This is a genomic window from Actinomycetota bacterium (assembly GCA_005888325.1).
In the GTDB taxonomy this organism is placed as follows: Bacteria; Actinomycetota; Acidimicrobiia; order Acidimicrobiales; family AC-14; genus AC-14.
Window position 1 is genome coordinate 1 of the sequence record VAWU01000061.1, and the last position, 12,641, is coordinate 12,641.

Here is a 12,641-nt window from a genome sequence, read left to right on the forward strand (position 1 = left end):
CCCGCTCGCCCTCGGTGATGACTTCCAACAGACGCAGCGCGTCGGGACCGTTGAGGCAGCCCGGCTCGAGCGCGGACAGGACGCGCCGCTGCGTCGCCACCGTCGCCTGCAGCTCGTCGAGCACCGACATCGCCTCTCCCGCGGACGCGAGGAATCACCGTTGCGGGGAAGCGCTGACGTCACTCTACTCGAACATACGTTCGATTTCCAAGCCCCCAGCGAGATTCGGCTCAGGCGATCTCGGCGACGGGCTCGAGCAGGGCGAGCACGCCCGTGGCGCTGCGTCGGCGGGCCCACACGACGACGTCGACGTCGTCGGTGAGGTAGATCATCTGCGTCTTCTCAGCAAGGCGCTCGACCAGGTCGAGCATGGCCCACTTGCTCTCGCCGTGCAGGCGCAGGAACGGCTCGTCGAGGAGGACAGGCAGCGCCTCGCCCATCGGGCCCGCGTTGCGGGCCGCGACGACGCGTGCGAGGAGCAGCTGCTCGATGTCGGGTGTCTCGAAGAGAGGATTGGCCGAGGACACCTCGCCGAGGGAGGACTCCAGCACCGCGACGCGACGTTCGACCGCGTTGCGACGATCGGCGAGCAGCTCGACGTCGGGAACGAGCTTGGCGGCCATCTCGTGGGCCTGGGCCGTGCTCTCGCGCCTGCGGGCCAGCGCCTCCACGTCGGGCTCCTCGCCGTCGAACGCGGTGACCGCCGCTCCCCATTCGGGGCGGCGCTCCTGGCGGACGCGGGCCTCGAGCTCGACCAGCTCGCGCTCCACCACGTCCTTGTCACGCCCTCGATCGCGTGCCTGCTCGCGCCCGAGCGCCGCCGCGAGCGCATGCTCGAGGCCGCCGACGCGGTCGACGATCTCGCCCTCCTCGAACCCCAGCTGCTTGAGGACGTCGTAGAGCTCGTCGCGCAGGTGACGCTCATCGTTTTCCGCAGCTTCCAGCCGCAGCTGGAGTCGGGCGGTGCTCGCGGTCTCGATCTGATGGCGCACCATGGCGGCCGCGACCCGCGGGTCGTCGACGCCGAAGGGCTCGCACGCGCGCATGAGCTCGGCGAGCGCCTCCTCCGCGTGGGGCTCGGCCACCTGCGTCAGCTCGAGCCGCACCGCGTCGATCTCCTCCGCCGCGCCGTCGAGGGAGGACAACGCGTGCGCGTAATCGCGCACCTCCTTCTCGATCTCGAGCGCGCTGACAGGGTCGACGGGACCGGCCAGCTCGTGCCACCTGCCCAGCGCGACCCGATGCTCGAGCGCGGCGAGATCGAGGCGCTCGCGGGTCCCCGGGTCGATGGTGGCGTCGATGCGGCGCATGTGGAACGACAGGTAGGTGGGCACTCCCGCCTGGTTCAGCGCCTCCTCCTCCCGTCCCCTCGCCACCGCCAGCCGGCGCCGGGGTCGCAGGATCGACCACGCGGCGCCCCCGATGCCTGCGGCGATGGCCAGCGGTGCCGCAAGGGGGAAGAGGATGAGCGCGATCGCGGCGAGGGCGGTGGCGCCTCCGGTCGTCAGGTACCCGACGCGCTGCCGGCTCTCGAGCAGGCGCTCGGCCGCCCCGAGCTGCTCGTGCGCCTCCTCCAACTCCTCGCCCACCGCCTGGGAGACACCCTCCGCGGCCAGGCCGCCGAGGTTGATCGACTCGCGCTCGAGGCGCAGACCCGAGTCGATGGCCTTCTTCGCGGTCTCCCAGACCGTCTCCTGGTCGCCTCGCGCCAGGCGCACCACCGAGGGGTGGGACGGCTCGGGGAGCCGGGAGGTCGCCAGGGTCGACAGTCGCGCCGCGAGCGCGTTGCGGCGGGACTCGGCCAGCTCGAGCCGTGACACGAGCGCGTCCAGCTCCGCCGGGGCGTGCTCGGGCATCGACTCCGACTCGGCCAGGGTGCGCGCGTCGAGACGCTCGCGGTCGCCGAAGTCTGCTGTGGCCTGCTTGAGCGCGTCCCTGGTCGCGTGCCAGCGTTCGGCGACGCGTAGGGCCAGCCGCCCGGCTTCGACGAAGCGCTTGTCGGCTGCCGCACCCGCATCGCCGGTGCGCATCGCGGTGGCCTCGGCGCGCACCCGCTCGAGGTCGGTGAGGAGCCGCGCGTAGCGCCGCTTGGCCCGGCCCTCGTCGGCCTCACGCATGCCCTCGTCGATCCGGCTCAGCTCCATCCGCATGGCCTCGACGGCCTGGCGCGCCGCGAGCGCCGACTCCAGCTTCTCGTTGAGCTCCGCCAGCGCGGCCCGCGACTCGGCGAGCTCGGGAGGCTCGGGCAGGCCGATGTCGGTGGTGAGCAGGCCCAGGTCGCCCGCCCGCACGTGGGCCAGGTCACGCAGGCCGACGAGGTCGACGCCGAGGAGCGCGAGGAAGTCGGGAGCGACGCTGCCGTCGTCGAAGCTGTGGGTGACGTCACCGGTGGGGTCACGGCGGATCCGGACCCGCCGGCCCTGGGCGTCGATGTAGGTCAGCTCGGCCTGTTGGGCGGGCCCTGCCGCCAGCGCGCCCAGGAGGCTCTCGACCAGTCCCTGGCGTTCGAGCGCGCCGAGGCCACTGAGGACCGTGGTCTTCTCGTGGAAGCGCATCCGGAGCTCGTCGCCCGGGATCCGCAGGGACAGTTCTTCGAAGCGCACCTCTTCCCCTTCTCTGCGTGTGAGCATCGGCAGCAGGTCCGTTCCTCTGTAGTGCCAGAGCGGCCCGGCTCTAGGCTTGAGGGCATGAGCGAGCGCAAGGGCCCGCACCCGGCGAAGCCCGTCATCGGCATCTCCGCCTTTCCCCGGATCGTCGAGACGTCGATCGGGCGCACGCTCCTGCACACGGCGTCGCGGTTCTACGTGGAGTCCGTCGTGCGGGCGGGGGGCGTGCCCGTGGTGCTGCCCGTGATCGATCCCACCGATGTCGACTCGATGATCGGGGCGATCGACGGCCTGGTGCTCACCGGCGGCGGCGACGTGCAGCCGTCGCGCTACGGCGCCAACCCCATCCCCGAGACGCAGAACGTCGACCCGGCACGCGACGACTTCGACCTCCGTCTCTTCGGGCTCGCCCTCGAGCGCGACCTTCCGGTCCTGGCGACGTGCCGGGGCATGCAGATCGTCAACGTGGCCCTCGGCGGCTCCCTCGTGCAGCACGTCCCCGCCCTCACCGGCCAGGTGCACAACTGGCTCGACCGCGGCATCGAGCCCGTCCACAAGGTGAAGGTCGAGCCCGAGAGCCGGCTGGCCGAGGCGCTCGGCGAGACCGAGCTCGAGGTCAACTCGTTGCACCACCAGGCGGTGCGCGACGCGGCGCCGGGCACGCGCCCGGTGGCCTGGGCCGAGGACGGCACGGTCGAGGCCATCGAGCTGGAGGCCACGTCGCGGGTGGTGGCGGTGCAGTGGCACCCCGAGCTGCTGGAGGACTGGCCCGAGCAGCAGGGCCTGTTCCGGCAGCTGGTCGACGAGTCGCGCCGGGGATAACCGCAGCACCCCCGCCGGCTCCCGAGCAAGATGGGCACATGGAGGACGCCCCGACCGGCACGCGCGCGCCGTTCGACGACAGCGCGGTCGGGCGGCGGCGGGGCTGGCGGCTCATGCGCGAAGCCCTTCGGCCGCAGCGTCGCGCCATCTGGGTCGGCGTGCTCTTCGGCCTCATCTGGACGGCCGCCAAGGTCAGCGTGCCATCGCTGGCGCGCGTCGCCATCGACCGCGGCATCATCGCCGACGAGCGGGGTGCCCTGCTGCGGTACTCGCTGCTGATGGTCGCGGTCGGCGCGGTGCAGGGCGCGTCCACCGGCCTGCGTCGCTATCTCGCGATCGGCATCGCGGCCCGCGTCGAGACCGATCTGCGACAGCGCCTGTTCGCGCACCTCCAACGGCTCCACTTCGCCTTCCACGACCAGGCGCAGACCGGCCAGCTCATGGCGCGCGCCAACAGCGACATCCAACAGATCCAGTTCTTCCTCGTGTTCATCCCGTTGTTCATCGCCAACGCGGCGACCGTTGCCGCGGTCGCGGTGGTGCTGCTCCTCAGCAACGCCGGTCTCGCCCTGCTCGCCCTGGGTGCGCTCCCGTTCCTCAACCTGGTGGCGAAGCGGTTCTCCACACGCATCCACCCGTCGGTTCTGGCGCTCCAGCAGGAGCTGGCAGAGCTGTCGTCCGTCGTGGAGGAGACGGTGTCGGGCATCCGCGTGGTGAAGGGGTTCGCGGCCGAGCCCCTGCAGGCGCGCCGGCTGCGGAAAGAAGCAGACGACGTCTACAACCAGTCGCTCGCCGCGGCTCGCATCCGCTCGCGTTACCTGCCGATCCTCGACTTCCTCCCGGCCGTCGGCCTCGTGATGGTGCTCTGGTACGGCGGCCACCAGGTGCTGGCCGGCCATCTCTCGATCGGCGAGCTGGTCGCGTTCAACGCCTACGTGCTCATGCTCGTGTGGCCGCTGCGCATGACCGGCATGCTCGTCGCCCAGGGGCAGCGGGCGGTCGCCGCGTCGCAGCGCATCGACCAGCTCCTGTCGACCGCACCTGCCATCGTCGACGCGCCGGCGGCGCGCTCGCTGCCGGCGCGCGACCACCCCGGCGACGTCCGCTTCGAGGCCGTGCGCTTCGACTACGGGGGCGGCAAGCCGGTGTTGCACGATCTCAACCTCGACCTCCGGGCGGGAGAGGCCGTCGCGCTCGTCGGCCCCACCGGGTGTGGCAAGACGACGGTGGCCCGCCTCGTCCCGCGCTTCTACGACGTCGACGCCGGGCGCATCACGCTCGACGGGGTCGACCTGCGCGACCTGCGCGTCCGTGAGTTGCGGCGAGCGGTGGGCATCGTCTTCGAAGAGACGTTCCTCTTCGCCGACACCGTGCGCGGCAACATCGCGTTCGCCGACCCCGATGCGTCCGACGCCCTGGTGCGACGCGCCGCCGCGCTGGCGGGCGCCGACCAGTTCATCGACGCGTTGCCGAAGGGCTACGACACCGTGATCGGTGAGCACGGCTACTCGCTCTCGGGCGGGCAGCGCCAGCGGATCGCCATCGCGAGGGCCATCCTCGCCGACCCTCGCGTCCTCATCCTGGACGACGCGACCAGCTCGGTCGACCCGACCAAGGAGCACGAGATCCGCGCCGCGCTCGCGGAGGTGATGCGCGGGCGGACCACAATCGTCATCGCCCACCGGCCCGCCACGATCGCGCTGGCCGACCGGGTGGTGCTGCTCGACGAGGGCCGCATCGTCGCCGAGGGAACGCACGAGAGCCTGCTCGACTCGAGCCCCCGTTACCGCGAGGTGCTGGCTCAGGCCGCGCGGGACGACGTGTCGGGCGAGCGAGACGTGGCGGAGCGCGGAGGGGTGGGGGCAGAGCGATGATGCGCTTCGGCGGGGCCCCGCCGATCACCGTCGAGGACGACGAGCGCCTCGACGCCGAGACCGCGCGCCGGGTGCTGCGTCGCACGGCCGCCATGCTGCGTCCCTACCGCCGCTCGGTGGTGCTGGCGAGCATTGTGATGGTGGGCGCGACCGGTGCGTTGCTCGCGGGCCCGGCCCTCGTGCGCTACGGCATCGACCACGGCCTCCGCCGCCGCGACGGCGGCGCGCTCGACCGGGCGGCGCTCGCCTTCCTCGGTGTCGCGTTCGCGGCCGTGGTGCTGGGCCGCATGCAGGTGTGGATGGTGGCGCGGATCGGTGAGAGCTTCCTGCGTGATCTGCGCGTGCGTGTGTTCGACCATCTGCAGTCGCTGTCGCTCGACTTCTTCAGCGGCGAGCAGACCGGTCGCCTCGTCTCGCGCATGACGTCCGACATCGACGCGCTCACCGAGCTCGTGCAGTTCGGCCTCGTCCTCTTCGTCACGAACGCGCTGCTGCTGCTGGGCTCGGTCGTGGTGATCGTCAGCATGTCGCCCCGCCTCGCCCTCGTCTGCCTGGTCTCGGTGCCGATCGTGCTGGCTGCGAGCGTGCGCTTCCGCCGCCGATCGAACCGCGCCTATCTCATCGTGCGCGACCGGATCGGCCAGACCCTCTCGACCCTGCAGGAGGACCTGTCGGGCGTGCGCGAGATCCAGGCGTTCGCGCGTGAGGAGATCGAGGACGAGCGCTTCTCGCGGCACAACCGCGCTCAGCTGCAGGCCAACCTCGACGCCGCCCGCATCGCGTCGTACTACTTCCCCGTCGTCGAGCTGGCGGGCGTGGCGACCACGGCCGCGGTCGTCGGCGTCGGCGGGTGGTTGGTGCACGACGGCTCGGTGACGGTGGGGACCGTCGCCGCCTTCGTGCTCTACCTGGGCAACCTGTTCGAGCCCATCCAGCAGCTGAGCCAGCTGTTCAACACCCTGCAGTCGGCCGGCGCCGCGCTGGCGAAGCTGTTCGGCCTGCTCGACACGGAGGCCACCGTGCGCGAGGCGCCCGATGCAGTCGACCTGCCGTTGCGCGGTGCCATCGCCATGGAGGGGGTCGGGTTCTCCTACGACGGCCGGGTGCCGGTGCTGACCGGCGTCGACCTCGAGATCGTCCCCGGCGAGCGCCTCGCCCTCGTGGGCCCCACGGGAGCGGGCAAGTCCACCTTGGCCAAGCTGGTGGCGCGACTGCACGACCCGACCGAGGGCCGCATCACCATGGGCGGGGTCGACCTGCGCCACGCCACCCTCGACTCGCTGCGGGCGCGGATCGCGGTGGTGCCCCAGGAGGGCTTCCTGTTCGGCGGGACGGTGCGCGACAACGTGCGCGTCGGCCGGGTGGGTGCGTCCGACGCCGACGTCGACCGGGCCCTGCGCGTGATCGGCGCCTACGAGCGCTTCACCGCGCTGCCCGACGGCCTCGACACCGAGGTGCGCGAGCGCGGCTCGCGGCTCTCCGCGGGGGAGCGCCAGCTCGTGTCACTGGCCCGGGCCGCGCTGGCCAACCCCGAGCTGCTGGTGCTCGACGAGGCGACGTCGAACCTCGACCCGGGCACGGAGGCCATCGTCGAGGCGGCCATGGGGGTGTTGATGGAGGGGCGGACGGTCGTCGTCATCGCCCATCGCCTCTCGACCGCCGAGCGAGCGGACCGCGTCGCCGTCGTCAACGACGGCCGTCTGGTCGAGCTCGGCACCCACCACGACCTGGTGCGAGGCGAGGGCCGGTACGCCGCGCTGTTCGCCTCGTGGGCGGGCCAGGGCCGCGCCTGAAGGACTACCTTCGGCCCCATGCCCGAGATCACCGGCGTCAACCACATCGCGCTGACGGTCAACGAGCTCGACGTGAGCGAGCCGTGGTACGCGGAGGTCCTCGGGCTCACGCAGGTGATGAAGATCGACGAGCCCGGCCACAAGTACGTCGTGATGGTGCACCCCGCGACTCAGCTGGTGGTCGGGCTCCATGCCCACGACGCCAACGAGGGAGAGGCCTTCAAGGAGACGCGCACCGGTCTCGACCACCTCGGCTTCCAGGTGGAGAGCCGGGCCGCCCTCGAGGCGTGGAAGGCGCGCTTCGACGAGCTGGGTGTCGAGCACTCGGCGATCACCGACGCCCCCTATGGCGGCGTGCTCGTGTTCCGCGACCCCGACAACATCCAACTCGAGATGTTCTGCTGGCCGGAGTCGTAAAGGTCGGTATCCTGCCCGGTTGACCCGGTCGCGCCGGGTCGACCCATCGGGAGGGGAGCCGGGTTGAGCAAGCTGCGCGTACTCGTGACCGGGGGCGCCGGGTTCATCGGGTCGCATCTCGCCGAGGCGTTGCTCGAGCGAGGTCACGCCGTGTGCGTCATCGACCGCCTCGTCCCCCAGGTCCACCACTCGGGCGGCCCCCGGTACCTGCCCGACGGGGTCGAGTTCCTGCAGGGCGACGTCACCGACCCCGACCTCATGGCCCGCGCGGTCGACGGTGTCGACGCGGTGTTCCATCAGGCGGCCGAGGTCGGTGTCGGCCAGTCGATGTACGAGATCGGTCGCTACGTGCGGGCCAACGCCCTCGGTACGGCCGTGCTGCTCGAAGCCCTCCTCCCGCACCGCGACCATATCCAGAAGCTGATCGTCGCCTCGTCGATGTCGATCTACGGCGAGGGTGCGTACCGGTGCCCCGAGCACGGCGAGGTCGACCCGGGGCTGCGGCCGCCCGAGCAGCTCCTCTCGCGTGCCTGGGAGGCGGCCTGTCCCCGGTGCGGGCTCGCGCTGACGCCCCTGCCCACCCCCGAGAGCAAGCGGCTGGCGCCTGCGTCGGTCTACGCGGTCACCAAGCAGGACCAGGAGCAGTACTGCCTCGTCGTCGGACGCGCCTATGGCATCCCGTCCGTCGCACTCCGCTACTTCAACGTGTACGGGCCCCGCCAGTCGCTCTCCAATCCCTACACCGGCGCGTGCGCGATCTTCTCCTCGCGGCTGCTCAACGGGAAGTCGCCCCTCATCTTCGAGGACGGCCGGCAGGCCCGCGACTTCGTGCACGTGAGCGACATCGTGCGGGCCAACCTGCTGGCGCTCGAGCACGACACGCTGGACTACCAGGCGGTCAACATCGGCACGGGCGAGCCCACGTCGATCCTCGAGCTCGCCCAGCTCCTCGCCAAGCTGCTCGGGGTCGACCTCGAGCCCGAGCTGGTGGGGCAGTACCGCGAGGGCGACATCCGCCACTGCATCGCCGACATCTCGCTCGCCCGCGACGGCCTGGGCTTCACCCCCGGCCTGGCCGTGGCCGACGGCCTCGCCGACCTCGTCGACTGGGCCCGCGAGCAGCACGCCGTCGACGACGTGGCCCGTGCCACCTCGGAGCTCGCCGACCGGGGGTTGGTGCGCTGACGCAGGTGGAGCTCGGCGTCGTCGTCCTCACCCATGGCGACGGCGCGCCGTCGGCCGAGCTCGTCACGCAGCTCGCGGCACAGGGCGTCACCGCCGACGCGGTCGTGCTGGTGCACAACGGCGCGACGGCGAACGGGTGCGCGCATGCCGGCGTCCACGCCATCCACCCGGGTCGGAACCTCGGTTACAGCGCAGGCATGAACGTCGGCATCAAGCACCTGCTCGCGCACGACGCATCGCACGTGCTGGTGCTGACCCACGACGTCCGACTCGCGGAGGGCACGATCTCGCGGCTGGAGACGGCGGCGGCGGGCGCACCGACGTTCGGGATACTGGCGCCCGAGCTCTTCCACCGGCCGGGTGAGCCCTTCTCCTACGGGGGAGTGGTCGAGCCCGGAGGACGGTTGCGCCACCTCAAGCACCCGGGCCGCGCCGGTCCCCCGGGCATCGGTGAGTGCGACTGGGCCGACGGCGCCGCCCTGCTGCTCAACCGGCGCATGCTCGAGCAGGTCGGGCTCTTCGAGGAGCGCTTCTTCATCTACTGCGAGGACTCCGACCTGGCCCTGCGGGGCACCCAATGGGGCTGGCGGGTGGGCACCGTGCGCGACGCCGTCGCCTTCCAGGCGCCGGGCAAGCGGGAGCGCCCCGGTGCCTACGCCTACCTGATGACCCGGAACGGCCTCGACTACCGGCGCCGGGTGGGAGGGGCCCGCGGTGTCGCCGCCGGCATCTACGGCCAGGTCAGGCTGCTCGTGCGCCTCGCTCAGGCGGGCGCCCGGCGAACCGCGCCCGCCGAGACCCGCAGGTCGGCTCGGGCCGAGGTGCTGGCGCGGGCGTGGGGCGTGGCCGATTTCCTGCGGGGCCGGTGGGGGCCGCCGCCACGGCGCCTCCCCGGGCTCGGCGACGTCGATTCCTGAGCCGTCCCGGGAAGCCTTCGTGTCCCCCGGGTGTTTGCAACCGGTAGTTGTTACTATCTGCGTAGGGGAAATTCCCCCGACCCACCCGAACCCCCTGTAGCAGGAGCTGATTGCCTGATGGCGTCCACCGATCTCGATCTCGGCCGTTACAAGCTGGGCTGGAGCGACGTCGAGGACTACGTCTTCAAGCCCAAGAAGGGCATCAACGTCGAGATCGTCAACGAGATGTCGGAGATGAAGGGCGAGCCCGACTGGATGCGCCAGTTCCGCCTGCGCGCCCTCAAGAACTTCGAGCGGAAGCCGATGGCGCCGTGGTTCGCGGTGAACATGCCGAACATCGACTTCAGCGACATCTACTACTACATCAAGCCCACCGAGGGTCAGGTCGACGCGTGGGACGAGCTCCCCGAGTCGGTCAAGAACACCTACGAGAAGCTGGGCATCCCCGAGGCGGAGCGCAAGTACCTCGCCGGAGTCACCGCGCAGTACGAGAGCGAGGTCGTCTACCACAAGAACCGGGAGGACCTCGAGGCCCAGGGGGTCCTGTTCGCGGACATGGACACCGCGCTGCGCGAGCACCCCGAGATCGTCAAGCAATACTTCGGCACGATCATCCCGCCCAACGACAACAAGTTCGCCGCGCTCAACTCGGCCGTCTGGTCGGGTGGCAGCTTCATCTACGTGCCGCCGGGTGTGAAGGTCGAGATGCCGCTCCAGGCCTACTTCCGCATCAACGCGGAGAACATGGGCCAGTTCGAGCGCACCCTGATCATCGCCGACGAGGGCTCGCAGGTGCACTACATCGAGGGCTGCTCGGCCCCCGTCTACAGCACCGACTCCCTGCACTCGGCCGTGGTGGAGCTCATCGCCAAGCCCGGCGCGCGCATCACCTACACGACGATCCAGAACTGGTCGAACAACGTCTACAACCTGGTCACGAAGCGCGCCCGCGCCGAGGCCGAGGCCCACGTCGAGTGGATCGACGGCAACATCGGCTCGCGGCTCACGATGAAGTATCCGGCCGTCTATCTCATGGGGCCCAAGGCCACCGGCGAGGTGCTGTCGGTCGCGTACGCGGGTCCCGGGATGCACCAGGACGCGGGGGCCAAGATGGTGCACGCCGCCCCGGAGACCAGCTCCACCATCGTGTCGAAGTCGATCTCGAAGGACGGCGGGCGCACGTCGTACCGCGGCCTCGTGCGAGTGGAGGAAGGCGCGACCAACGCCAAGAGCCACGTGCGCTGCGACGCGCTCATCCTCGACGAGGCGAGCCGCTCCGACACCTATCCCTACATGGAGATCAACGAGCAGGACGCGCGCATCGGCCACGAGGCCACCGTCTCGAAGGTCGGCGAGGACCAGCTCTTCTACCTCATGAGCCGCGGCCTCTCTGAGACGCAGGCCATGAGCATGATCGTCAACGGCTTCATCGAGCCCGTCACGCGCACCCTGCCCATGGAGTACGCGGTTGAGTGGAGCCGGCTGATCGAGCTCAACATGGAGGGCTCGGTCGGCTAGCCGCTTCGCCTAGCGTTGCGCGCGCATGCTCACGACAACGCTGAAAGGAAGCGAGACATGGATCCGATCGAACGTGTCGAGCGCGCGACAGGCTTCGCCGCCGGGAAGGTCAAGGGGGTTGCGCCCGACGATCTGTCCAAGCCGACGCCCTGCGCCGAGTTCGACGTGCGGGCGTTGCTCAACCATCTCGTTGGCGGCCTCGACATGCTGAGGGTGGCTGCCGAGGGTGGAAAGCCAGGCCCGCCGCAAGGAGACCAGCTCGGGCCGGACGCCGGCGCGGTCTACGACGAGCGCCGTGCCGCGCTGCTCACTGCACTGCGCGGCAACGGTGTGCTGGACCGGAACTGGGAGATGCCGTTCGGATCGCTGCCAGGATCGACGATGGCTGCGATCGCTTTCATGGAGCACCTCACGCACGCGTGGGACGTCGCCAAGGCGACGGGGCAGGACACGACGCTCCCCGCGGACCTGGTGAAGGAGTGCGCCGAGACGGTCGCGCCGATGGACCAAATGCTCCGCATGCCGGGCGTGTGCGGTCCGGCGGTGACGGTGGCCGACGACGCGTCCGCGCAGGACAAGTTCATCGCGTTCATGGGGCGCATGCCGTAGGGATCGAGGAGCAACCGGTGGCGGCTCAGTCGCCGGTGAAATGCGGCGCTCGCTTCTCGGCGAACGCGGTCATGGCCTCCACCAGGTCGTTGGACTGGAGGAAGGCCGCGTTCCAGATGCCGACGTAGTCGAGACCCTCGGCGACAGAGTGGCCCTCGCCCGCGCGCAGGACGGCCTTCGTGCCCTGCACGACGAGCGGGGAGTTGCCCGCGATCTCCGCCGCCAGCTCGTAGGTGGCCTTGAGGAGCGCGTCGTGATCGGGCAGGACGTCGTTCACGAGGGCGATGTCGCGCGCCCGGTCGGCCGTGATGTCCTTGCCCGACAGCGCCAGCTCGGCCACGTGGCCCCGGCCCACGATGCCCGGCAGGCGTTGCAGCGTGCCGAGGTCGGCGACGATGGCGATCTTGGTCTCGCGCACCGAGAAGATGGCATCCGCGGACGCCAACCGGATGTCGCACGCGGTGATGAGGTCGATGCCGCCTCCGATGCAGTAGCCGTGCACCGCGGCAAGGACGGGCTTGGGACAGTCGGCCACCGCGTTGATCGAGCCTTGCAGGCGCCTGAGCTCGCGCAGCATCGCCGTGCGCCGGCCGGCGTCGGACCGGCCCTGACCACCGCCGGCCACGGAGCCCCCCATGCTCTTGAGATCGAGGCCGACCGTGAAGCACGGGCCACGCGCCGCGATCACCACGACCCGGATCTCGTCGTCGTCGGCCAGCTCGGCCATCATCACCGGCAGGTCGTCCCAGAACGCCGGCCCCAAGGCGTTGCGCCGATCGGGGTTGTCGAGCCACAGCGTCGCGACGTGGCCGTCGCGCTCGATGGTCAGGACGCTCGATGTCGCGGTCATGCGGTGATGCTATGCCCCCGACGGCGGCCCGCCCATGTGTCGAGCGGAGC

10 protein-coding genes are annotated in these 12,641 nt (G+C 70.9%); 8 read left to right on the forward strand and 2 right to left on the reverse strand.

Annotated features, from left to right (window positions below):
• Positions 1-230: 230 nt before the first annotated feature.
• Positions 231-2,603, reverse strand: coding sequence for a hypothetical protein (locus E6G06_17275; GenBank protein ID TML87654.1), 2,373 nt, complete (start codon positions 2,601-2,603; stop codon positions 231-233).
• An 84-nt stretch (positions 2,604-2,687) separates the two neighbouring features.
• Between E6G06_17275 and E6G06_17280 the strand changes: the two genes are divergently transcribed.
• From E6G06_17280 to E6G06_17315, 8 genes are all read left to right on the forward strand, one after another.
• On the forward strand, positions 2,688-3,428 hold the full coding sequence (locus E6G06_17280; protein TML87655.1) for a gamma-glutamyl-gamma-aminobutyrate hydrolase family protein: 741 nt from the start codon (positions 2,688-2,690) through the stop codon (positions 3,426-3,428).
• 38 nt (positions 3,429-3,466) lie between these two features.
• Positions 3,467-5,302 carry an ABC transporter ATP-binding protein gene (locus tag E6G06_17285; protein ID TML87656.1) on the forward strand — a complete coding sequence of 612 codons (1,836 nt, stop codon included), beginning with the start codon at positions 3,467-3,469 and terminating at the stop codon, positions 5,300-5,302.
• On the forward strand, positions 5,299-7,095 hold the full coding sequence (locus E6G06_17290) for an ABC transporter ATP-binding protein (protein ID TML87657.1): 1,797 nt from the start codon (positions 5,299-5,301) through the stop codon (positions 7,093-7,095). The genes E6G06_17285 and E6G06_17290 overlap by 4 nt, the downstream gene beginning before the upstream one ends.
• A gap of 18 nt (positions 7,096-7,113) precedes the next feature.
• Complete coding sequence (locus E6G06_17295) at positions 7,114-7,512, forward strand: VOC family protein (protein TML87658.1); 399 nt, start codon at positions 7,114-7,116, stop codon at positions 7,510-7,512.
• Positions 7,513-7,575: 63 nt separating this feature from the next.
• Positions 7,576-8,697: an NAD-dependent epimerase/dehydratase family protein gene (locus E6G06_17300; GenBank protein ID TML87659.1), complete on the forward strand. Its 1,122-nt coding sequence runs from the start codon at positions 7,576-7,578 to the stop codon at positions 8,695-8,697.
• Positions 8,262-9,614: a glycosyltransferase family 2 protein gene (locus E6G06_17305; GenBank protein ID TML87660.1), complete on the forward strand. Its 1,353-nt coding sequence runs from the start codon at positions 8,262-8,264 to the stop codon at positions 9,612-9,614. The genes E6G06_17300 and E6G06_17305 overlap by 436 nt, the downstream gene beginning before the upstream one ends.
• Positions 9,615-9,731: 117 nt before the next feature.
• Positions 9,732-11,132: a Fe-S cluster assembly protein SufB gene (gene sufB, locus E6G06_17310; GenBank protein ID TML87661.1), complete on the forward strand. Its 1,401-nt coding sequence runs from the start codon at positions 9,732-9,734 to the stop codon at positions 11,130-11,132.
• Positions 11,133-11,189: 57 nt separating this feature from the next.
• The gene (locus E6G06_17315; GenBank protein TML87662.1) at positions 11,190-11,741 is read left to right on the forward strand and encodes a TIGR03086 family protein; all 552 of its coding nucleotides are present in this window, start codon (positions 11,190-11,192) and stop codon (positions 11,739-11,741) included.
• Between the two features lie 25 nt (positions 11,742-11,766).
• Here E6G06_17315 and E6G06_17320 read toward each other — a convergent pair whose 3' ends face one another.
• Entirely contained in the window at positions 11,767-12,591 is an 825-nt protein-coding gene (locus E6G06_17320; protein ID TML87663.1) for a crotonase/enoyl-CoA hydratase family protein, read from the reverse strand.
• Between the last annotated feature and the right edge of the window lie 50 nt (positions 12,592-12,641).

Coding starts and splice junctions, on each gene's coding strand:
- E6G06_17320 (TML87663.1), bottom strand. CDS start 12,591: ATGACCGCGACATCGAGCGTCCTGACCATCGAGCGCGACGGCCACGTC.
- E6G06_17280 (TML87655.1), top strand. CDS start 2,688: ATGAGCGAGCGCAAGGGCCCGCACCCGGCGAAGCCCGTCATCGGCATC.
- sufB (TML87661.1), top strand. CDS start 9,732: ATGGCGTCCACCGATCTCGATCTCGGCCGTTACAAGCTGGGCTGGAGC.
- E6G06_17285 (TML87656.1), top strand. CDS start 3,467: ATGGAGGACGCCCCGACCGGCACGCGCGCGCCGTTCGACGACAGCGCG.
- E6G06_17315 (TML87662.1), top strand. CDS start 11,190: ATGGATCCGATCGAACGTGTCGAGCGCGCGACAGGCTTCGCCGCCGGG.
- E6G06_17295 (TML87658.1), top strand. CDS start 7,114: ATGCCCGAGATCACCGGCGTCAACCACATCGCGCTGACGGTCAACGAG.
- E6G06_17290 (TML87657.1), top strand. CDS start 5,299: ATGATGCGCTTCGGCGGGGCCCCGCCGATCACCGTCGAGGACGACGAG.